Origin of the sequence: Epilithonimonas sp. UC225_85 (genome assembly GCF_042695135.1) — a bacterium.
Classification (GTDB): domain Bacteria; phylum Bacteroidota; class Bacteroidia; order Flavobacteriales; family Weeksellaceae; genus Epilithonimonas.
In genome coordinates this window covers 2,453,566-2,473,864 of the sequence record NZ_CP170547.1, presented here as the reverse complement: position 1 = coordinate 2,473,864, position 20,299 = coordinate 2,453,566, and the positions used below count along the sequence as shown (strand labels likewise).

Sequence of the window (20,299 nt, the reverse complement as noted above, 5' to 3'; positions counted from 1 at the left end):
ATCAAGTGAATTGAAACATTTGATCTTCCTGAGTTATGGTAGTGACGAATGGAAATTTCTCCTTTGGCACTTGCTCGATCATATCCATCAAAGTTTTTGACCCTGTGAATACTACTTCCTTTTCTCCTTTTCGGCTTATTTGCAGTGTTAAATATTTTGTTCCTGGCTTCTTTTCAGAATCCTTTATTTTGTAATCGTGAACAATAATTTCATTATTCAAGATCTTTGTCATTCTAACTTTTTCACCAACAAAGGCGGTTGAAATTGGCTTAATATTGAGATCTTTAAAACTGTTCATTTGGCAGTAACTTTTTTAATAAATTTTTGGAGTTGCAGTGTTTGGTCCATCCGGTATAAGAAGCGATTGATTCACGCCTTGGATTTCTTTTTAGCATTCTTGCAAATCTTTTTTTAATAGACTTTCGTAGCAAAGTATGAGTGTGAAAATGAATGTAACCAACGAAATCAATTCCACGAGCTGTAATAGGAAATATTTGATAATTGTTCTTTATTTCAAGTTTCAAATTGGAATTCATATAGTTTTCGATCTGTGAAAAAATTCTGTGAAGAATGTTTTTATCAGCAGAAAGAATTACAATGTCATCTGCATATCTGAAATAATATTTTATTCTCAAATCTTCTTTAATCCAATGATCAAAATATGTGAGATAGAAATTTGCAAAGTATTGACTTAGATAATTTCCAATCGGCAAACCTGGTGCGCTATCAATAATTTCATTAAGTAGCCAAATCAGATCTGAATCTTTGAATTTCTTTCTAAGCAGTGATTTCAATATATCGTGGTCAACAGATGGATAAAACTTTTTAATGTCCAACTTTAAGCAGTATGTAGTTTCATCCTCATTCTTTAAAGCTTTTCTCAAATTGAATGATGCAGCGTGAATTCCTTTTCCTTTTATGCAACTGTAACTATCAGTTGTAAACACTTTCAAAAATATCGGCTCCAGAATATTCATAATAGCGTGGTGTGTTATTCTGTCTGGAAAATATGATAATCTGAATACTTCACGCTCCTTTGGTTCGTAAACTTTGAAAACATCATATTTCGAGGTTTTGTAAGTTTTATCCATCAGCATTTGATGAAGTTTCAAAATATTATTTTCTCTATTTTTATTATGAGAAATAACTCCATATTGTTTAGATTTTCCTTTTTGTGCCTTTCCATCGGCAATAATTAAATTTTCTAAACCTGATATCTTCTGAAAAATGTTTCCTATTCTTTTCATATCCTTTGCTTCTTAAAAAGTCGTTTTCACTAGAGTTACCAACGCCTTTAAAAATTTGTTGTTTTTTACCAAGTGGTAAGGTCTGTGATGGTAATATTTTGCAAAATCGAGAGCTGACATTCGAATTCGTATTCCAGTTATCGTAGTCGTTGTACGAGAAACCTGAACCTGAAGAAGAACTACAACCACAACATCACACAACCTTTGTTTTGTTAATCCAGTAAGAAATAATCTTTGTACAAATCAATGAATGTTTGACCTACATACTCTGCCAACTGATAAGTTTTGAAGCAAAGGCGAGAGCCGACATTCGAAAGCGTATACCAGAAAACGTAGCCGATGTACGAGAAACCAGAACCCGAAGAAGAACCTTCCAAATCAAACCACGGATAATACTTTCTTTCATTCCAATTATCCCAGTTTGGCTTCCAATTCTCGTTAATTGCCTGCGCAATGATCACGAGTTTGTAATGTGCAATAATTGCTTTTTGATGGTTTTCTGGAAGCATTGATACTTCTGGAAGATTTGGCTCAATTCCTAATAATTGGCAAGCATCTTCAAAACTTTTTACTTTGTCTATGATATTCATTGTGATAAGTTTAGATTGTCATATATTGTTTGTAGATATCAGTGAATTGCTTTCCGGCATATTCAGCCAATTCTCTATTTTTGAAGCAAAGGCGAGAGCCGACAGCCGAAACCGCAATCCAGTCAGCGCAGTCGCTGTACGAGAAACCCGAACCCGAAGAAGAACCCATTTTGAACCAAGGGAAATATTTGTACTGACTTGAATTTGTCCAGTCCGGAACCCATCCTTCATTTAGAGCATTAACAATTAATTTCACTTGCTTGTAAGCAATCTCATCTGAAGAAAGTCCTTCACATTCGTTTTTAAATTCATCTTTGTCAATTTCAAGATGGTCTAGGACATCGTCGAAAGATTTTATTCTGTCCTTGATATCTTTTACAAAAACCTTTTTCCCTAAAAGATTTTCCAATAATGCTTTGCCTTTGTCGTTGGCTTCATCGTGCGCTTTTAAAGCGGCTTCTTTTGTAATTTCTAAAGTGTTCATAAGCGTAATTATTTAATTTGTTTTTAAAATTGAGTAGAATACATTTGAATGTTTTTGTTGTGGATATCTGTCAGATAATCCTTTGTAAAAATATTAGCGTGTGCTTTTTGGTGACAGGATCTGCAAAGCGCAATCAGGTTTTCAATAATATCCTGCAAATGCTTTTCTTTGGTCCCGAATTCTGATCTCCTTTTTATATGATGGATTTCGGTTGCTTGTTTGTTACAAATTTCACAATGATAAAATCCGGAATGAGAAGGAAAATATTCAAGATAAACTTTGGTATGTTTCTCCATTTTCTTTGTTTCTATTGTAAGGATTTAAGGGATGGTTCTTATTGTCGTGAATTTCTTTATGATGGGTTTTACAAACTGTGATTAGCCATTTTAAGTTTTGCAATTCACATCCTCTTATACTTTTGCCGTCAACAAAATATGTAATGTGATGAATTTCCAATCCAACCTTTAACCCACAAATTCTACATTGGTGTTTATCTCTAAGTTTTATTTTTCTTTTGACAATTTCCCAATCCGGATCTGATCGAAGACTAACTAAATATTTACTTGGCCTTCCTTTGATTTTTGACATTTTTCAAGCTTTCAAAAAATTGCTCATTTTTGTCGGTCTGGCTGAATAGTTCTTCTTTCTCTTCATCAGTCATTAATGCAACCTTCACGAGAATGCAATCTCCGTTATCTTGCCAGGCGTAGAAATAATATTTCCCCTTAATAGGCACTTTATAAGTGCGGTTTGCAGGAACTTCAATTTCCGTTTTGCCAATTTTAATTTCAGCTGCTAAATCGCCAATCTTGGTTTGCAAAGCCCCAACTGATTCAATTGCAATCTCCTTTTCTTTTTTAGCCGTTGCGAATTCAATTTCTTTTTCAGAAAGCTGAAATTTTGCTTCTGGTAATTCATTTTCGGCCACTTCTAAAATCTCATTTCTGAAATTGTGTATTTCTTCATCTGAATACCATCTTTTGGCAAAAACTTTCTGATGTTCGGCGACGGTATTTAGAGCAAAGAATTCTTGGAATTCATCAATAGTTTCAAAAACTCCTAATTTTTCAGGAAGATTGTCGTCATTTCCTGTAACACTAAAATTGTGAATGAATGGTGTGTTCTCTACGATTTCCATTTTTTTGATTTTTTAAATGTTTATAAATAAATTTTGTTTTGGTATTCTTCTAATTGATTTTCGATTTCTTCCAACAATGGTAGATCAGTTGGCGTTGGCAGATATAGATTTAATTTTACTTGAGAAAATGTTCTGAATCTTTCAATTGCTTCTGTTAATTCCTTAGTATTAAGTTTGGCAGTGCTTCTCCAAGCTTCTCGAACTTCTCCAGTTTTTTCATTTACAAAATCGAATTTGAATAGTTCCGGATTAACCCATTGCTTGAAAATAATCTGCTTCACATATTCAATGGTTTCTCCATATTCCAATGCAAACCATCCTAAGATTAAATGCAGATAATTGTTTTGGCTGTAAGTCCTATTTTTCCGTTTTTCCACAACTTCAATTTTTGCTTTTTTGTCAAGTAGATGTTTCACTTTGTCTATTGCCTTTTTTCTACCATCAGGCTTGGAAGTGTCGTAAATCATTTTTCTACCAATTATTTAAAAGTTTTTGCTTGTGATTTTCTGCCATTTTAAGCCTTGTTTTTATCTTCTGGATGTCATCTTCATCCCTATGGATTTCGATAACAAAAAGCTGCAATTCTGGATTTGTAAAGCGATCATCATAATCAATAAAAAAGCAGCGTTTTCTTCCTGATGCGAAAAGATTCCCCTGAATCTGCCAGTAGTAATCTTTCTCATATTTTTTGAAATCTTCCTGACTTTTGATATTCTTGAATCTGAAATAATGTGTTTTGCTGTCAGGACATTTCACTTCAGCAATATCATCTTCATCAATTAATCCGTCCGGCGTTCCACCGAAATAAGAACAGAACTCAATAAATGTTTGATCTTCACCAGTCGCAAAGCATTTCACATTATACTTTGCTTCAAATACTGTGATCGCTTCAAGCTCCTTTTCATTTCCACGCTCCATAGAATCACTTTTGAAAGATTTTCTACTTTGGCCTTCTGTCAATATTTCCAGAACCTTTTCTTCGATATAAGTGATTGCTCCTTTTGGAAGTTCATTTATCTTATCTTCATAAGTCATTAACTTTCCTAAATCCGAAGAAGAAAACTTTCCGACCTTAGTTTTAAACCAAGCTTCTCTTTTTTCTTCTTTTTCCTGTATTTTCTGGATTGAAGCCAAAGCCGATTCGTGTTCGGCTCTGATTGCTTCAAAATCCAGATTAATATTATCCTTCGTCAGCATTTTCGAAAAGATTAATTTCTAATTCGTCAACATCAAATAGTGGAATATCATTTCCACCTGTTGTTTTTGTAGATCCGGTGCAAGTAATCCGAACACCTTGACCCATCTTAGTATTCATTAGGGCCTGAATAAGTACCGTTTGAGCCGCAATAAACGCTTTGACTCCATCGTGCAGCTTCGCCATAAAATATGGATTGCCCTTTGCATCGGAGGCTTCTTTGAAACCTAAAAAGAAACATTCAACCGGGATTCCTATTTCGGATATCCATTCTGATTTTTCTTTATAGGAAACTGTAAGCTTTCTTCCGGTTCCGGCATTCTTTAATGCTCCAATGGCATTAGTTGAAGGCATAATAAAAGTAATTTCTCCGTTTTTTGGATGAAGCTCCGGAGCAACTTCTTGATTTTGATTTTTGTCTGACATTGTAATAAGTATTTAGGATTATTTTGTATTTTTAATAAATTCTTGAATTGCTTTTTCTGAACTTTTTTTAAATTCATCAAATAGAATTGAGATTTTCGAAACTGCAGGATTTTCTTCTTTCAGTGGAGGATCTGGTTGTTCAAACTTGTTAAGCCAATCATATAACTTGTCAATAGTTGGTTTCAAAGCTTCCAATCTTTCCGCTTCTGCTTTTGCAAGTTGTTCCGCTTCTTCTGCTTCACGGATTTTTCTTTCTTCATCTTCTTTGGCTTTGCGATCCGCGGCTTCTTTGGCAATACGATTAGATTCTATTTTTGCTATTCGTGATTTTTCCGCCTCCAATTCCTCACGATATTTTTGAAGTTTTGCGGATTCTTCATCTTGCAGTTTTTTAGCTTCCAATGCTTTTGCAGCTGCTTCATCATCTTGCTTTTTCTTTTCAGCGGCCAATGCTTTACGTTGTTTCTGTAATTCAGCTTCCTGATCGGATTTTGCTTTTGCAAGTCTTGCTTCTTCAGCTTTTTTATCGGCTTCCATTTGCGCCCGTTCCTTGGCTAATTTGTCAGCTTCTTCTTTCAATCGGATATTTTCCAATCTCTGATTTTCGGCAAGTTGTAATTGTTGAATTTTGGCATTGAAAAGAGTCTTAACAGTCATCAATTTTTCATTGAAATCAAGTTCGAATTCTTCAAATGGAGTAGTGTCGGTTTTGAAAAGGTTTTCTTCAAAATCTGCTTTCAATGTATTTATTAATTCAAAAGATAATTTTTCAATCTTATCAGTTGCAGTTTTGATTATAGCATCAATAGAAGATTTGATTCCGGATTTTCTTTCTTCTTCAATTCTGGTTTTTTCTGCTTTCTCTGCTTCTTTGATTGCTTCGTAACGCTTAACCTCATCCTGTTGTTTATCTTCGTGTGGTTTGGTAATAGCAATCAATTCTGCTGTTTTCGCTCCAATCTTTTCACGGAATTTTTTAACCAATGAAGCAAGAAATTTATCCTGATTTTCAATACTTGTTCTTGCAGAAACTAAAGCCGTTCTTGACTTTTTAGCTTCTTCATAAGTTTTACTATCTACAATTTCGATAAAAGGATTATCCTTTACGATTTGGATCTGCTTATCTTTCAGGCCTTGTAATTCTGGAAGATTTTCAGCTTCGATTTTTTCAATTTCAAAAACAGGTGTTTTTGTTTTTGTTGATTCTGGAGTTTCTAGTATTTCGCTCATTTTTATGAATTTTAGTTGTTATTATAATTTTGTTTTATTTTCTTGTAGCTTTCGACTTCTATCATTGAGACCAGAATGTCAAATTGAGTTCTTGTCATTGTTAAACATCTATTTGTAATAGTCCTACGAGTTCACAATCTGGATGTGATATTGCAAACTTTGCCGTCGCTTGCATTGCTGAATTGGCTTCTATTGTAATCCCTTTTAGAAATCCGGTTTTTAAATAATCCGGTGCTTTGAATGATATATTATAGGATTTCATAGGATTCTGTTTTATTGATTACAGTCCAGAAATGAAATCCGAACAAATAGTATTTGATAATCTCTAATTTTCCATAGTCATTTGAATGAACTATGAATGTTGAAGTGGTGATGGAATCTTTCATATTTTTAAGTTTTAAATGGTTTTCAATTGGTGCGATACGTTTCCGAAGATGTCGTGTTTTATTTTTAATGGAATTCTTTTCATGTGAATCATCATCCATTTCAATTCGAACATCCTGTATTCGCGGATTGCTTTTCTTTTTTTTGGGTATGCAGTTTTCATAAAGCGTACATTAATGATTGGTTGGTTTCTTGAATGTCATTATAAGTGCTTTGAGAATCTCTCATTTTGCTTTGAACAAATTCAGAGAAGGCGTCAAACATATATTCTTGTTCACGGTCCAGATAACTTTCAAATACAATCACATCATCAATTTTAATCGTACAGTCAATAAAATTTTCTTCTGTGAAATAAATGAAGCCTGCAAATCCATCTTCAATGTTTGAAAGGTTGATGATGTTACCATCTTCATCTTTTGCTTTCAGGAAAAATTTTGCTAGATATTTTTTCATTTTATAGTTTTTAGGTTATTCTTTTACTCTAAGTGTTTTATGGAATTTGCTTTGGACCTTTCTTGCAACTTGATCGAGTTTCTTGCTTTTAGGCTTTTCTTTGGCGGCTCCCACACCGCCCAGAAAAGCAACAACATTAGCTTCAAGATTGGTAGCGTATGTTTTCATTATTCTGGCTTGAGAGAGGATTTGCTTTAAGTCTTTCTCATTTACTTCTGTCAGTATCATATTGTATCAAGAATTGCTTTGGTGTCTTCTTTCTCAATAATCTCATCTTCTGTAAAACCAAACTCTTTATAAACATTCACTGCTGCGATATGTAAAAGTTTGTTCGATTCTCTCTTTGCCAACTGCTCAACAGAAACTTGTTTAATTCCCAATACAGTTGCTAATCTCAGCGACATTGCGCTATCCTCTAAAATTTTACGGATTACCGTATTTGATATTTTCATTTTGTTTATATATTTGCGTTGTCATTATGTTATTGCAAATGTATATCTAATATTAGATATACACAATAAAAAACATCTAATAATATCTAATTATAGATATTAATTTTCTATTATTAGATTAAAATTAATAGATAAAAACAATTGACTATGAAGCAAGGATTTGGCAATAGACTTGAGAAAGCTGTTGTAGATAAGGGATTTAATAATAATTCTTTATCGAAAATTGTAAAAATACACCCTACCACAATTAAAAATTGGATAACTGAAAAAACAGCACCCGATAATCTAAAATTAGATATTGTTGCGAAAGCTTTAGATGTTAATAAGGATTGGTTGACAGATGGAATAGGAGAAATGGATTTACCACGTCGACAAATACAACCTAATAGAGAAGTAGATACCGTTGATAATTTAGAGATTCCTGATCTGGAAGATGAAGATTTAGAATCTATTGAAAATAGTTTCGGAAATAAATTTGTGAAACTGCCAACTGGAGAATATCTAATGTACATGCCATTGTTTGAATGGGATGTTGCTGCCAGCTTATTAGACAATGAAGGTGATACAAGGCATCCGGATTATGAAGAAGTTGAGCAACACGTTACTATTGTTAAGGCTCCGTTAAGAGGTAAATATTCAGCATTCAGAATAAAAGGAGGATCTATGGAAGGAACTGATCCAAATAAGAATATTCCTGATGGAAGTATAGTTTGGGGTAGGGAATTACAAGCAATTCATTGGAAGGATAAATTGAAATTTAACAAATATCCTTTATGGATTATTGGCTCCACGGATTTTGGAAGGCCTACGTTAAAAGAAATCGTAGAACATAATACAGATAATGCTACCATAGTAGTAGATTCGTGGAATCCGAGCAAAGAATACGCTCACAATGTTACCGTTTCTCTGAATTCTGTTAAGATGCTTTATTATGTGATGAAATTTGAAACTGCTGTAGCTGATGTTTATTAATAATCAAAACTAATATATTATGAAAAAAGCAATTTTACTTTTTCTGTTGATAAATACATATGCTTTTAGTCAAGTTTCATATCAATATGATAGTCAATATAAAGATGAAGATTATTGCAAATTTATCGACAAAATAGGTGACGATTTTTCGGACAAAATAAATATAATGTCGCCTGATTTATTAGGTATTAGCTTTATGCAAGTTGTCCAAAAAGGAAAAACTAACAATTATTTATCTGTAAGTGTCCCAGGTTACAGTTATAGTAGCAATGAAAAGGGTCTTTATTTAAAATTTTCTGACGGATCATTTTTCAAAAAACCAATGGCTACGGTTGATAGTGAAGCTTCTTCTAATGGATATATCTATACTTCATTTATTTCATTAACTAAAGATGATATACAAATCTTAAAGACAAAAGAAATAATTGCCAAGAAAGTTGGTACATATCAAGATAAATATTCAGATGGAATTTTATCATCAATTTATGCAAAATGTATTTTTAAATAAATGTTCACATCTGACCAACAAATAATAAAGCTTTTAGACATTCTGATCGCTGATGGAAAGGTTTCCGGATCCGCTCAATTTTTTGAGGAATCCGGGATAAAAAAAACTCTTTTTTCAAAAGTGAAAAACCAAGCAAAGTATACTCAAGCTTATCATTTTTCGCCGGCGCAAATTGAAGCAGTCTGTAAAACCTATAACATAAACTTCAATTTTATTTTTGCAACCTCAACGGAAGTCTATAATAACAAGCCTATGAATAAAGCGAAAACGGTTAATAAAATCTTGTAACATTATTAGTAACATTAGTATCATTAAATAGTAAAACTGACAGTATAAAAGCATAGAAAATACGCATGTGCAAAGGATTCTTTACGAGGTCTTTTCTCTCATAATCAGGTTGTCCCTGGTTCGAGCCCAGGTGGGACCACTTCTGGTAATCAAGCACTTACAGTCGGTAAGTGCTTTTTTTATTTTTATGGGTAACACATAGGTAACACAAAGAATATTTTGTAGTTTGCCTTTGGGGAGCTGTAAAACAATCAATTATCGATGTTGATAATGATTAACAAGAATTTTTATTAGGAAGTAAAAGAAAAGTATCTAAATAAATATTGTTTTTAATACTATCCTAATATTATTCTATAATTTTTATCAATTTTAGAGACACACTATTTTCTTACATAAAGATTCTTATTAAAAAATAAAAATTCCGACACTCAGCATTCCCAAGTTATTTCATTTAAAAAACTCCTAAAAGAAGCACGTTATTTTTTACAGGTCATAAATTTAAATTAGGTTTTTTTGTTAGAACAGTATAGAACTTATTACATAAATATTCCTGCTTGAATCTCATCTGAAAAATAAAATTTTCTATTCGTTGGTGAGGCTGAAAAATGCTATTTTTTTGGTTTTTTCAATAACTAATGTCAATTTTCATAATATAAATTTTTGGACAAATCGTATTTTAATAATGCGATTTATTTAATATAATCCTATTAATACATATAAAATTGTTAGCTTCAAATTTTAAAATAAATGTTTTTTTAAACAAAATTTTTAAGAGATTCTTATACAATAATATTTAAATTTGAACATAAATTAATGTAGTGCTTCAGACCTTCAAAGGATATAATTTTATGAAATTTCCAATGTATATCTTTTATTTATGTTTTTCCATTGTTTTTATGATGGTTAATACAAATGTATATGCACAAACCAAGGAGGATATTGCTTCAATAAGACAGGAAACACTGCAATCCATTCAACAGGATAGTGAAGGTTATCAGAAATTTCTAGATTATTATTCCAGAATTTCTTTACAGGAAACATTGGTTTTAAAAATTAAATCACAACTGATAAGAGAAGACTACAACAACGCTGTCATAAGTCTTTTTCAGTTGAAAAAAATGGTAGAAAGTAATGAGAATGCAGCAGATCTTTTTCAATACCATTTGATGGCCTACCAGATCAACCAGATTTTAGGAATAAAAAATGAGTCTTCCGAGAATGAAAATTATATTAAAAAAAATTATCAAAACATAAGTGCCACACTTCTGGTCGAGCTTTCTGTCGATTTTTCCAGAATTTCCTTTTTTTCCGGAAAGCAGAAAATAAAACTCATAAATGAATCATTGCAGCATTACATTAAAGATAAAAATTATTTTTTTGCCAGCAGAGCTTATTTTTACTTAGGGAACATTTATCTGTCTGAAGGTAAGGTAAATCTTGCTGAGAAAAATTTTAAAGAATCGGCTAAACTGAGTTCCGAGCATACACCTTCAGATTTTTCGGCGTTATATCCTCAGGTTGGGATTGCGGAAATCCATTTGTTCAGAAAACAATATTCTGAAGCTTACGATTTGCTTTTGCCCCTAAAAAAAATATTGGCTGCTTCTCCGGATATGTCATTGCAGAAAGAATATTACATGGATCTTGCCTTAGCATCTGCTTACCATAATAATCCTGAAGAAGTAAAATGGGCGGATAGTATGCTGGCAGACCGTAAGCAAATAACCGAAGATTCTAAAGCAAAAGGACGAGCGTTGCTGGCCAGTAAACTCGAAACTGATTATTTACAAGCCATTGAAAATCAAAAACGCTTTTGGAATCGTACATTCTACGGTATTTTTATATTTTTTTCTGTTTTACTTTTGGGACTCTTTATTTTCTTTAGGATTAAGTCAAAAAATATTGTAGAAATAAAACAGGAAACCGATCCGAAAATATTCAATATCCCGGATAAAACAGAAAAAGACCTTTTACATAAATTAAATTTATACGAAAGTTCAGGAAATTTTACACAAAAGAATATTTCGCTGAAGACACTTTCCCAACAGCTGGAAACCAATCCGCGTTATCTTTCAGAAATTGTCAATAAACATAAAAACACCAATTTCAGCACTTATATTAATGAGTTGAGAATAGATTATATCCTTAAAAAACTAAAAGAATATCCCGATTACAGAAAATATAAGGTTAGCTATCTTGCAGAAGAGTGCGGATTCTCATCTCATAGTCTCTTTACAATGGTTTTTAAGAACAAAGTTGGTGTATCTCCCATTGATTACATTCAGGATTTAGAAAAAATAAATTGAAAAATATTCTATACATATCATTCCTTTTTATATCGTCTTTTTTATCTGCGCAAACGGATAAGAATGAAAAGCTTTTGGTTGAAGCAAAAGATCTTATTTATAAAAATCCGGAGCAGACAGTAGCGAAAGCTAAAGAGGTTTTAAATAATTCCCGCAACGAGGATACGAAGGTTTCTGCATTTATTACGATGATAAATGCACAAATGGTTCTCGGACAGGCAAAAAATGTAATTGATAACTGTAGCTCTGCGTTAGAAATAGCCAGGGCTGAAAAAGATTCTGTAAACGAAATATTATTATTGGCAATGCTTGGAAACCAATATCAGGCGATGATGATGACGGAAGAAGCCAAGAAATATTTAGATCTTGCAGAAAATAAAATGAATTCTGTTAATTTGCCAAAAGATCTTCTCTATATCAAAGGTAATGTGTACAATATCAAGGGAATCATATTCCGGGGAGAACTGAATTGTGAGTTTGCACTCAAGTATTTTGAAAAAGCGATTGATGTTTATAAAATACTTCCCAAAAACAATATAAATGAGGTGAATCAGCTTCTGATTGAGATACAGAAGGGATTTTGTCTTATCTCGCAAGGTCAGATGGATCTGGCACAGCAATCTTTTCTTAAAGTACTGAATGAAGACGCTAAAATTGACTTAGGTTATAATAAATATTTTGCTCAGATAGGACTTGCGGAAATCCTTACCAATAAAAAAAAATATGCAGAGTCCCTAAAGCTTCTGGATGAGATTCCTTTAACTGTTTCCGATAATTACGATCCTGAACTTATCAGTATGTACTATCTTTCAAAATCGAAAAACTTTTTGGGTATAGGAGATCTGCAGAATTATATTTTGTTTTATAAAAAATATGACGCAGAAATTATCAAGATGAATGATATGCAGAATGAGATAATCAATCAGACGATCAAAGATTCTAAGCTTCAATCTCAAAAAATTTCGAGAGAAATCCGATTCAGAAATTTATCACTTTTGTTATTTACTTCCATCTTTCTTGTGTTTTTGACTTTATTTTTATCAAAAAAGAAGTTTTTTCTTACATAATTTCAATTTATCTTCTTTAAATATCAAATCATTGATTTTTAAAGTTTTAATAGCTTTTTAAGACTATCATATTCTTGCAATTTGCAGGAATATGATAGTCTTTTGCTTTTTATAGCTCTTTTTATGTTATAAATTCGAATTGTGAAAATCAGATGAAAATTCTGCACGAATAAAATATTAAAGATAAAATCTCTGTTTTAAATTCTAAATAAAATATTTTAATGCAGTGTTTTTGAATTTTAATTGTTTTATTCTCTATTTTAAATAGTGACTTACTAAAACCCATCTGAAAAAACAAATTTTTGAGTCTTACTTTTTGCCTATTTGGAAAGCTCTTTTACAAAATGAAATGTGATCCTGAAAAATTATTGGCTTGTTATCAACATTAAACTTTTATAAAATTATTGAATATGAAAAAAACTTTATTATCTGCACTATTTGTTGCAAACTTATTATCTGCTCAAAGCATTACTCTTTTGAAGGATATAAACACTGGAGCCAATCCTTCTACTCCGGCTCTGTTTACGGAATATGGTGGGAGACTTTATTTCTATGCAGCATCAGCAGACAGCGGAACAGAGATATGGTCTACGGATGGAACGGAAGCAGGCACGCTTTTGCTGGTCGATAAAGTTCCTGGTACTGGCAGCTTTTTGCCTTCCAATATGAAGGTCTTTAATAATAAATTATACATTTCCAATCTTTTGGGAAACACGGATAATCCGGTTGGGATATATTCTTACGATGGCACTTCTTTTAGTCTTATAAGCAGTACAGTAAAATATCCGGGTACCATGCTGGCTACTGACGAATCGCTTTACATGGGAGTGAGTTCCAACCTTTATAAAATGGGTAAGGATGATGTTATTGCCAATGTAACCGGCGATGTAACTATATCGAATAATATGGCTCCGATCAACGGACAACTTGTCGTAGCCGGAAAACCTACAGCCTCTACTACAAACTATTATCAGCTTTATAAATATGATAATACCAGTATAAGTCTTTTAAAAAACATCTATCCAACAGGAACTGCAAATCCGCAGAATTTTTTCTATAGCAGTGCACTCAACAAAGTCCTTTTTTGTGCAGCTACACAAGCCTCTGGACTGGAGCTTTGGTCTACGGATGGAACCGAAGTAGGAAGTACCATGATAAAAGATATCAATGTGACGCCAGCTACTTCCGGTTCTTTCCCCGGGACTTTTACGCAGGTAGGAAATAAAATCTTTTTCACTGCAAACAACGGTACGAATGGATATGAACTCTGGGTTACAGACGGAACTGCGGAGGGTACAACTATGGTAAAAGACATCTATGCAGGCACAACATCATCTAATCCTTACAACCTTACAGAACTGAATGGTAAACTTTATTTTCTTGCCGGCGACGAATCGAAAGAAGCAAAATTGTGGGAAAGTGATGGTACCGAGGCAGGCACAAAAGTAGCATTGGAACTGAGACCCGGCTACACAAGTTTTACAATTGGAAAGATGGCAGCTTTTAACGGAGCATTGTATATTTCTGCAAAATTATACGTGGACAAAGGTCAGGAACTTTACAAAATAGATGTTTCCAACACAACGCTGTCTGCAGAAAATACATCTAAAAGTAATATCACTTTCTACCCAAATCCTACAAGTGGAACTCTGTATTTTAAAAATGTAGAAAATGGAAACTATCAATTATTTGATATGACAGGTCGATTAATTCAAAGTGATCATATCACGAAAAATCAACCGGCGCAGATAAACGCCAAGCCCGGAGTTTATCAGATCCGTGTTACGACTGCTGATGGAAGAACGGATGTAAACAAAGTAATTATAAAATAATAATATCAAAATGAAACTAAAGATAATTTCCCTTTTTCTTATTTTTTGGATCGGAAAAGGAACCGCAATAAGTGCACAAGTCGTTAATTTTCAAGACGAAGCTTTTTTGGAATACCTGCTTCTCTATACTACAGTAGATTCCAGTAAAGATGGTCAGATCCAGGTTTCCGAGGCCGAAGCTTTTACAGGTGTATTTACAATTAATTCAAATATTACAAAACTTGGTGGTATAGAGTATTTTAAAAATCTCACCAGGCTGGGAATCTATAGCAGCCCTATTACTACTTTGGATATATCACAAAATACAAAGCTACAGTATCTTGAAATCAAGCAGAGCAAACTTGCATCCGTAAACATTGCAACCAATACTGATCTTACGACTGTAGTGCTAAATAACAATAGTTTATTGACTCAGCTGACTATTGGTTCTAAGCCTCAGCTGCAATTGTTAAATATTATGTATAATAAACTGGTAAGTGTAGATGTAAGTCTTTGTCCTAAGCTTGCTGCTTTTTACATGACGGATAATAAATTGACCACACTGGATGTAAGTCAGAATCCACGGCTTGCAGAATTAAATGTTGGTGCAAACCTGCTTACATCTTTGGATCTGTCAAATAACTCACGTCTTACTTATCTGGCTATGGGTTATAATAATATTCCTTCCATCGATCTTTCCAAAAACACCATACTTAATATGGCATTCATCCAGGGAAATCCTATAACGTCTATAGATTTAAGTAAAAATACTTACCTGACTCAGTTGGTGGTAGATGATACGGATATTACCAGTATAGACATATCTATGCTTTCTATGCTGCAATATTTTTATGCCAACTACACGAAGCTTACCACAATAGATGCTTCAAATAATAAGGATCTTATTTACATCAATGCCGTCGAATGTCCTGTTATGAGATTTATTAATTTCAAAAACGATTATAATACCAATGTATATGGCTTTTTTGCGATCAATAGTCCTAATCTGAAATGCATCCAGGTAGATAATCCAACATATAGTTCTTCACAGCAGCTATGGCAGAAAGACAGCACTGCGGTATATGCAACAGACTGCTCAACTATTCTGGCAACCGGAGAGACAAATAACAAGAAAGTTGCAGTATATCCAAATCCAACAAAAGGAATGCTTTATTTAAGTGAAAAAGCAAATGATGTTTCTGTTTACAATACGGCAGGTCAGTTGGTGGCTGTTTTTAAAGATTCGGCGAGCATTAATCTGGAAAATCTTCCTGTAGGAAATTATGTTGTAAAAACTTTTAATAGTAAAGACAAAACCTATACTGTTACAAAAGTGATAAGAAACTAGTTATCAAAGTTTTATAAAAATGAAATTAAATAAAAAAATATCTGTACGGGTAACTATTGCCGTGACTCTTTTCGCTTTTGCGAACGTATATTCCCAAAATGTTGAAAAAGAATTGATCTCAGATTATCTGACAGTTAATTCAAAGGCTTCAGTAAAAAGTTTCGATATCATCAATACAGAAGATAATACAAGTTTAGATGGCAAGGTGATCAATATTCAGCAGACTTTCAAAGGGATTCCTGTTTATGGGGCTATTTCTTCTGCACTGGTTCGGAATAACAAGATTGCATATGTTTCTGACAATTTCTTGTCTTTTGATATCAATAAAGAAGCTTCCACACGTACAGTTCCGACGGTAGACATACCTTCTTCATTTCCTGGTATTTTATCAGCATTAGGCCTAAAAGCTGATGCTTCAAAATACATCTTCACAGGGAAAAAGGATAATACTGTGCTTTACAAAGTGTTTTTTTACCAAAAAGAAGATAAATCATTGAACTTAGACTATGTTCTGAATTTCTATGAATACGGCACCAATAATTATTGGGATGTTGTTGTAGATGCATTTACGGGCAAGATTATCGATAAGTCCAATCTAACGGTTTCCTGTAATTTTTCTGATCACGCATTTTCTCAAGGGAATGATCTTGTTGAGTCACATTCCGATCATCTTGTAAAAAAAGATTCCGGTATAAAAATGACTTCAAAAAGTGCTGCTAGTGATGCTTCATACAGGGTGTTTGCCCTGCCGGTGGAAGCACCGTCATTTGGTTCAAGAACGCTTGAGACAAATCCGTGGTATTTAGATGCCTCGCCGAATGGATGGCAGACGGACGGAACAGATACATTTTCCATTACAAGAGGGAACAATGCTTATGCCTATACTGATATTATCGGATCTAATTCATTTGGTTACAGTGCAGACGGAGGCGTAAACAAAGTATTTGATTTTCCGCTTGATCTTAGTCAGGACGTCACTGCATACACGGATGCTTCTGTCACCAATCTTTTTTATATGACCAATAAGATGCATGACATATTTTACAGATTTGGTTTTAATGAGGCGGGGAGGAATTTTCAGGCATATAATTTCGGAAAAGGTGAACCCTATACGGACGAAGACCCAGTTTTGGCAGAAGCCAGAGACGGAGCCGGTACTAATAATGCAAATTTCGCAACCCCAATGGACGGCTATGCCCCCCGGATGCAAATGTATCTTTGGAACTACGGATATCTATTATCATATAATGCACCGACAGATCTTGTCGGTAGAAAGCCGACTGCAGGGTACAATGTAGATTTTGGAGGACAATTTCCCACGACTACAGCTTTGACATCAGATGTAGTTATGGCATCTCCGCTGGATGCCTGTACAGATTTGAGCAATACAAATTTAACAGGGAAAATAGCTTTGATAGAAAGAGGTTCGTGTGATTTTGATGACAAATTTAAAAGAGCTCAGAATAAAGGTGCGATAGCAGTAATAATTTATAATCCATCTCAGTCACAGGCAATTGGCAATATGGGCGGAGATGACAGCAGTGTCACAATTCCTGGTGTTTTAGTGGATAATGCCGAAGGAGAACTTATAAAATCTAAATTAAATAATCAGACTAATGTCAATGTTAATTTAAAGTACAATACATTTTCATTGGACGGAAGTTTAGACAATGGGATCATTGCACATGAATATACTCATGGGATTTCCAACAGATCTACAGGTAATGGCTACAGCTGTCTGGATGCAAGCAAGGCCAATGAACAGATGGGAGAAGGGTGGTCAGATTTTTTTGCTTTGATGCTAACTAATAAATCAAACGCAACATCTGCAGACGCAAGAGGTTTGGGAACCTATGCTTCCGGACAGCCTACAAATGGAGGAGGTATCAGACCAAGCAAATATTCTCCGGATTTTACAATTAACAGCTATACTTATGGCGATACGAACGGAATGTATTATAGCACAGGTTCTGCTCTTGTTGTCGATTCTCACTCAATTGGTTTTGTCTGGGCAACGATGTTGTGGGATCTTCACTGGAAGTTTGCAGAAAAATACGGCTTCTCGAATGATATAGCAAACGATATGAACTCCGGAAGTGCCAAAGTTGTAAAAGTAGTGCTTGAGGGAATGAAAATACAGGGATGTAATCCAACATTTATTTCCGGAAGAGATGCCATCATTGCAGCCGATAATGCCATTAATAATGGTGCAAATAAATGTATGATCTGGCAGACATTTGCAAAAAGAGGCCTGGGTGTTAATGCCAAGCCGGGCGCTACCAGAGGAACTCTTCCGGATGCTATTTCAGATCAGATAGAGGACTTTTCCGTGCCTGTAGAATGCGAAGCTCTTGCAACATCAGACAGTTCTTTTTCTGAAAATGATATTTCCCTCTATCCAAATCCTGCGAAGAATGAAGTCTTTATTAAGGCAAAAAATCTTAAAGCAGCTTCTAATAAATCAAATATTATTATCTATGATTTCTCCGGAAAAATAGTGGATGAACAGTTGATCAATATAGGCGAAGGTGAATCAGTGAATACCTCGAAACTTTCCAACGGGATCTATGTTCTGAAAGGAAATGGTATCGGAATTAACTTTACAAAGAAATTAATTATAAAAAAATAATACCCAGCAATTAAGTTGTATAAATTTAGTCGTTAGTATAATAATTAGTAATTGTTTAAACGAAAAGGTGAGATTTTTTCTCACCTTTTTTTGTGTTAATCTTGCGTTCCAAAACTAAAAATGGTGTCGGAATGGTAATTTTAAGTATGGTTTTTCATCGGCTAAGTCGGCCCATATAATACTGGATAACAAGATTCAGATCAATACTTGATTAAGAAGTTATTAAGGCTTTCGGAATTGGAAAGTCTTAACTTTTTTCTAAGCCTTGAACGGGCAACGACAATACTGTGCGGACTTTGGTGTGTGATATCAGAAATCTCTTTTGATGACAGATTAAGTTTCAAAAAAGCACAGAGGCGAAGCTCATTCTTTGTGAGATCAGGGAATTGGTTTAGTAATTTCTTATAAAACTGATCCTCTGTTTCCATGAAGATTTTATAAATTTCATCTTTACCATAATTTTTTGAGCTTTTCTTCAAATCGGCAATGATCTGAAAAATCTTGGTATCCGATATGATGGTTCCGGAGTTAAGTTCGCTCAATTCCTTCTGAGTCGTCTGTAGTATTTCAGAAGTTTGCAGCATTTGAATGGCGCTGTTGGTTAGTTCTTTGTTTTTTTCTCCCAGTTTTTTTGCTAGTAATTCATTCTCTGCCGCTTTTTTTGCTGCTTTGCTTTTTTGGAGCTTGAACATCAGAAAGATAATTACAGAAACAAAGACAAGCAGAACAATGCCTAAAATAAAAAATCTTTCTCTTTTTGTCTGGGAAATCAGAAGTTCATTTTGCTTCATTTTTTCGTTGAACTCAGTTTCTAAACGGTTAACTTTCTTATCGTTTTCTTGATTGATTGTGATTTCAGATAAAGATTTTGCGGTGTGAAGATATTGTAAGGCTGATTTGTAATCTTTTTCTTTTTCAAATAGTTTAACCAAACTCTCCGATGAATATAGTTTTATATCCGAGAAACTGCTTTTATCAGCAATGTAATAAGCACTTTTCAAATAATAAGACGCAGAATCCTGATTGTTCAGATTTTCCAAATAAAGTTTTCCAAGAACGTTATAAAGACTGGCGAGATCGTAGGAAGAATTTATTTTTTTTGCTAATGAGATGCCATTTCTCAGATTTTCAATAGCGGTATCGGTTTCCTTTAATTTTAAATGAACGTCGGCAAGGTTTTCAAACGCCATAATAATATTGAAAGTGTCTTTGGCTGATATATTGCGATTTTTGAATTCTTTAAGCATTTCCAAAGCTCTCGCGTAGTTTCCCTGCTCTTTTTCTAACACAGCAAGATTATTGTAGATAATTGAGCCTTCAACAGATTTCTGATTTGGTTCGCTGTTTTCAAAATTCTTGAGAGATTTTTCCCAAAAATAACGGGCCTTTTTATAGTTCCCCATAAGGTAATAGTTGCCTCCAATATTATTAAGGATAGAATACGATTCGCGCGTGGCTATTCTGTTATTAATCTCTAAAGCTTTATAGTAAAAATTAAGGGAAAGATAATATGATTCCTGGTCTTTGTATGTGTTGCCTGCTGTGACGTAAAGACTGACGCGTGTGCTGTCGGCAATTTTAGATTCCAGTTTAAGAGCTTCCTGCAAATAGCTCATTGCTTTTGTCCTGTTGGTCTGCATATACTCTTCTGTCTGTTTCAGAAGAGTGGAAGTGTATTTGTCCGGATCTTTTAAATAAGTATTTTGTCCGGAAGTCATTATAAAACCAAAAAAAGATAATAAATATAAACCCCAACGCATTATAGACAAAT

Annotated in this window: 24 protein-coding genes; 7 read left to right on the top strand and 17 right to left on the bottom strand. The window is 33.8% G+C overall.

Annotation, left to right across the window (positions count from 1 at the left end; translation table 11 throughout):
- Position 1 precedes the first annotated feature (1 nt).
- From ACFJGY_RS11325 to ACFJGY_RS11250, 16 genes are all read right to left on the bottom strand, one after another.
- Positions 2–298, bottom strand: coding sequence for a hypothetical protein (locus ACFJGY_RS11325; protein WP_379963956.1), 297 nt, complete (start codon positions 296–298; stop codon positions 2–4).
- Positions 285–1,247: a reverse transcriptase/maturase family protein gene (locus tag ACFJGY_RS11320; RefSeq protein ID WP_379963954.1), complete on the bottom strand. Its 963-nt coding sequence runs from the start codon at positions 1,245–1,247 to the stop codon at positions 285–287. Before ACFJGY_RS11320 ends, ACFJGY_RS11325 begins: the two co-directional genes overlap by 14 nt.
- A 212-nt stretch (positions 1,248–1,459) precedes the next feature.
- Positions 1,460–1,837 (bottom strand): hypothetical protein, encoded by a 378-nt coding sequence (locus ACFJGY_RS11315; protein WP_379963952.1) that lies wholly within the window; start codon positions 1,835–1,837, stop codon positions 1,460–1,462.
- 10 nt (positions 1,838–1,847) lie between these two features.
- Positions 1,848–2,321 (bottom strand): hypothetical protein, encoded by a 474-nt coding sequence (locus tag ACFJGY_RS11310; protein ID WP_379963950.1) that lies wholly within the window; start codon positions 2,319–2,321, stop codon positions 1,848–1,850.
- A 23-nt stretch (positions 2,322–2,344) separates the two neighbouring features.
- Positions 2,345–2,617, bottom strand: a complete 273-nt coding sequence (locus tag ACFJGY_RS11305; protein WP_379963948.1) for an HNH endonuclease — start codon at positions 2,615–2,617, stop codon at positions 2,345–2,347.
- A gap of 263 nt (positions 2,618–2,880) precedes the next feature.
- Positions 2,881–3,459, bottom strand: coding sequence for a hypothetical protein (locus ACFJGY_RS11300; RefSeq protein WP_379963946.1), 579 nt, complete (start codon positions 3,457–3,459; stop codon positions 2,881–2,883).
- A gap of 20 nt (positions 3,460–3,479) precedes the next feature.
- The gene (locus ACFJGY_RS11295; RefSeq protein ID WP_379963944.1) at positions 3,480–3,926 is read right to left on the bottom strand and encodes a hypothetical protein; all 447 of its coding nucleotides are present in this window, start codon (positions 3,924–3,926) and stop codon (positions 3,480–3,482) included.
- A 4-nt stretch (positions 3,927–3,930) separates the two neighbouring features.
- Positions 3,931–4,656 carry a lambda exonuclease family protein gene (locus ACFJGY_RS11290; protein ID WP_379963942.1) on the bottom strand — a complete coding sequence of 242 codons (726 nt, stop codon included), beginning with the start codon at positions 4,654–4,656 and terminating at the stop codon, positions 3,931–3,933.
- Complete coding sequence (locus ACFJGY_RS11285) at positions 4,640–5,080, bottom strand: hypothetical protein (RefSeq protein WP_379963940.1); 441 nt, start codon at positions 5,078–5,080, stop codon at positions 4,640–4,642. The genes ACFJGY_RS11290 and ACFJGY_RS11285 overlap by 17 nt, the downstream gene beginning before the upstream one ends.
- Positions 5,081–5,098: 18 nt before the next feature.
- Positions 5,099–6,310, bottom strand: a complete 1,212-nt coding sequence (locus ACFJGY_RS11280) for a hypothetical protein (RefSeq protein ID WP_379963938.1) — start codon at positions 6,308–6,310, stop codon at positions 5,099–5,101.
- A 100-nt stretch (positions 6,311–6,410) separates the two neighbouring features.
- Complete coding sequence (locus ACFJGY_RS11275) at positions 6,411–6,572, bottom strand: hypothetical protein (protein WP_379963936.1); 162 nt, start codon at positions 6,570–6,572, stop codon at positions 6,411–6,413.
- Positions 6,559–6,696: a hypothetical protein gene (locus tag ACFJGY_RS11270; protein WP_379963935.1), complete on the bottom strand. Its 138-nt coding sequence runs from the start codon at positions 6,694–6,696 to the stop codon at positions 6,559–6,561. Before ACFJGY_RS11270 ends, ACFJGY_RS11275 begins: the two co-directional genes overlap by 14 nt.
- A gap of 11 nt (positions 6,697–6,707) precedes the next feature.
- Positions 6,708–6,857, bottom strand: coding sequence for a hypothetical protein (locus ACFJGY_RS11265; protein WP_379963933.1), 150 nt, complete (start codon positions 6,855–6,857; stop codon positions 6,708–6,710).
- Positions 6,854–7,147, bottom strand: coding sequence for a hypothetical protein (locus ACFJGY_RS11260; protein WP_379963931.1), 294 nt, complete (start codon positions 7,145–7,147; stop codon positions 6,854–6,856). The genes ACFJGY_RS11265 and ACFJGY_RS11260 overlap by 4 nt, the downstream gene beginning before the upstream one ends.
- 15 nt (positions 7,148–7,162) lie before the next feature.
- Complete coding sequence (locus tag ACFJGY_RS11255; protein ID WP_379963929.1) at positions 7,163–7,315, bottom strand: hypothetical protein; 153 nt, start codon at positions 7,313–7,315, stop codon at positions 7,163–7,165.
- 56 nt (positions 7,316–7,371) lie between these two features.
- Positions 7,372–7,599, bottom strand: a complete 228-nt coding sequence (locus tag ACFJGY_RS11250; RefSeq protein WP_379963927.1) for a hypothetical protein — start codon at positions 7,597–7,599, stop codon at positions 7,372–7,374.
- 147 nt (positions 7,600–7,746) lie between these two features.
- Between ACFJGY_RS11250 and ACFJGY_RS11245 the strand changes: the two genes are divergently transcribed.
- The 7 genes from ACFJGY_RS11245 to ACFJGY_RS11215 all read left to right on the top strand — a co-directional run bounded on the left by ACFJGY_RS11245 (position 7,747) and on the right by ACFJGY_RS11215 (position 18,528).
- Positions 7,747–8,571 carry a hypothetical protein gene (locus ACFJGY_RS11245; RefSeq protein ID WP_379963925.1) on the top strand — a complete coding sequence of 275 codons (825 nt, stop codon included), beginning with the start codon at positions 7,747–7,749 and terminating at the stop codon, positions 8,569–8,571.
- Positions 8,572–8,590: 19 nt separating this feature from the next.
- Complete coding sequence (locus tag ACFJGY_RS11240; protein WP_379963923.1) at positions 8,591–9,079, top strand: hypothetical protein; 489 nt, start codon at positions 8,591–8,593, stop codon at positions 9,077–9,079.
- A gap of 1,184 nt (positions 9,080–10,263) precedes the next feature.
- On the top strand, positions 10,264–11,673 hold the full coding sequence (locus ACFJGY_RS11235) for a helix-turn-helix domain-containing protein (protein ID WP_379963921.1): 1,410 nt from the start codon (positions 10,264–10,266) through the stop codon (positions 11,671–11,673).
- Positions 11,670–12,740, top strand: a complete 1,071-nt coding sequence (locus ACFJGY_RS11230) for a tetratricopeptide repeat protein (protein ID WP_379963919.1) — start codon at positions 11,670–11,672, stop codon at positions 12,738–12,740. The genes ACFJGY_RS11235 and ACFJGY_RS11230 overlap by 4 nt, the downstream gene beginning before the upstream one ends.
- A gap of 410 nt (positions 12,741–13,150) precedes the next feature.
- The gene (locus tag ACFJGY_RS11225; protein ID WP_379963917.1) at positions 13,151–14,572 is read left to right on the top strand and encodes an ELWxxDGT repeat protein; all 1,422 of its coding nucleotides are present in this window, start codon (positions 13,151–13,153) and stop codon (positions 14,570–14,572) included.
- 10 nt (positions 14,573–14,582) lie between these two features.
- Positions 14,583–15,899: a T9SS type A sorting domain-containing protein gene (locus tag ACFJGY_RS11220; RefSeq protein WP_379963915.1), complete on the top strand. Its 1,317-nt coding sequence runs from the start codon at positions 14,583–14,585 to the stop codon at positions 15,897–15,899.
- Positions 15,900–15,918: 19 nt separating this feature from the next.
- Positions 15,919–18,528: a T9SS-dependent M36 family metallopeptidase gene (locus ACFJGY_RS11215; RefSeq protein WP_379963913.1), complete on the top strand. Its 2,610-nt coding sequence runs from the start codon at positions 15,919–15,921 to the stop codon at positions 18,526–18,528.
- Positions 18,529–18,728: 200 nt separating this feature from the next.
- On the opposite strand, the gene ACFJGY_RS11210 is transcribed toward ACFJGY_RS11215, so the two are convergent.
- Positions 18,729–20,246 (bottom strand): tetratricopeptide repeat protein, encoded by a 1,518-nt coding sequence (locus ACFJGY_RS11210; protein WP_379963911.1) that lies wholly within the window; start codon positions 20,244–20,246, stop codon positions 18,729–18,731.
- Positions 20,247–20,299: the final 53 nt, after the last annotated feature.

Bases quoted from the DNA above. Each gene is read 5' to 3' on its own strand.
- ACFJGY_RS11320 (WP_379963954.1), bottom strand. From the start codon at position 1,247: ATGAAAAGAATAGGAAACATTTTTCAGAAGATATCAGGTTTAGAAAAT.
- ACFJGY_RS11220 (WP_379963915.1), top strand. From the start codon at position 14,583: ATGAAACTAAAGATAATTTCCCTTTTTCTTATTTTTTGGATCGGAAAA.
- ACFJGY_RS11315 (WP_379963952.1), bottom strand. From the start codon at position 1,837: ATGAATATCATAGACAAAGTAAAAAGTTTTGAAGATGCTTGCCAATTA.
- ACFJGY_RS11245 (WP_379963925.1), top strand. From the start codon at position 7,747: ATGAAGCAAGGATTTGGCAATAGACTTGAGAAAGCTGTTGTAGATAAG.
- ACFJGY_RS11280 (WP_379963938.1), bottom strand. From the start codon at position 6,310: ATGAGCGAAATACTAGAAACTCCAGAATCAACAAAAACAAAAACACCT.
- ACFJGY_RS11215 (WP_379963913.1), top strand. From the start codon at position 15,919: ATGAAATTAAATAAAAAAATATCTGTACGGGTAACTATTGCCGTGACT.
- ACFJGY_RS11270 (WP_379963935.1), bottom strand. From the start codon at position 6,696: ATGAAAGATTCCATCACCACTTCAACATTCATAGTTCATTCAAATGAC.
- ACFJGY_RS11285 (WP_379963940.1), bottom strand. From the start codon at position 5,080: ATGTCAGACAAAAATCAAAATCAAGAAGTTGCTCCGGAGCTTCATCCA.
- ACFJGY_RS11310 (WP_379963950.1), bottom strand. From the start codon at position 2,321: ATGAACACTTTAGAAATTACAAAAGAAGCCGCTTTAAAAGCGCACGAT.
- ACFJGY_RS11265 (WP_379963933.1), bottom strand. From the start codon at position 6,857: ATGAAAACTGCATACCCAAAAAAAAGAAAAGCAATCCGCGAATACAGG.
- ACFJGY_RS11325 (WP_379963956.1), bottom strand. From the start codon at position 298: ATGAACAGTTTTAAAGATCTCAATATTAAGCCAATTTCAACCGCCTTT.
- ACFJGY_RS11240 (WP_379963923.1), top strand. From the start codon at position 8,591: ATGAAAAAAGCAATTTTACTTTTTCTGTTGATAAATACATATGCTTTT.
- ACFJGY_RS11250 (WP_379963927.1), bottom strand. From the start codon at position 7,599: ATGAAAATATCAAATACGGTAATCCGTAAAATTTTAGAGGATAGCGCA.
- ACFJGY_RS11275 (WP_379963936.1), bottom strand. From the start codon at position 6,572: ATGAAATCCTATAATATATCATTCAAAGCACCGGATTATTTAAAAACC.
- ACFJGY_RS11225 (WP_379963917.1), top strand. From the start codon at position 13,151: ATGAAAAAAACTTTATTATCTGCACTATTTGTTGCAAACTTATTATCT.
- ACFJGY_RS11305 (WP_379963948.1), bottom strand. From the start codon at position 2,617: ATGGAGAAACATACCAAAGTTTATCTTGAATATTTTCCTTCTCATTCC.
- ACFJGY_RS11295 (WP_379963944.1), bottom strand. From the start codon at position 3,926: ATGATTTACGACACTTCCAAGCCTGATGGTAGAAAAAAGGCAATAGAC.
- ACFJGY_RS11260 (WP_379963931.1), bottom strand. From the start codon at position 7,147: ATGAAAAAATATCTAGCAAAATTTTTCCTGAAAGCAAAAGATGAAGAT.
- ACFJGY_RS11235 (WP_379963921.1), top strand. From the start codon at position 10,264: ATGATGGTTAATACAAATGTATATGCACAAACCAAGGAGGATATTGCT.
- ACFJGY_RS11255 (WP_379963929.1), bottom strand. From the start codon at position 7,315: ATGAAAACATACGCTACCAATCTTGAAGCTAATGTTGTTGCTTTTCTG.
- ACFJGY_RS11300 (WP_379963946.1), bottom strand. From the start codon at position 3,459: ATGGAAATCGTAGAGAACACACCATTCATTCACAATTTTAGTGTTACA.
- ACFJGY_RS11290 (WP_379963942.1), bottom strand. From the start codon at position 4,656: ATGCTGACGAAGGATAATATTAATCTGGATTTTGAAGCAATCAGAGCC.
- ACFJGY_RS11210 (WP_379963911.1), bottom strand. From the start codon at position 20,246: ATGACTTCCGGACAAAATACTTATTTAAAAGATCCGGACAAATACACT.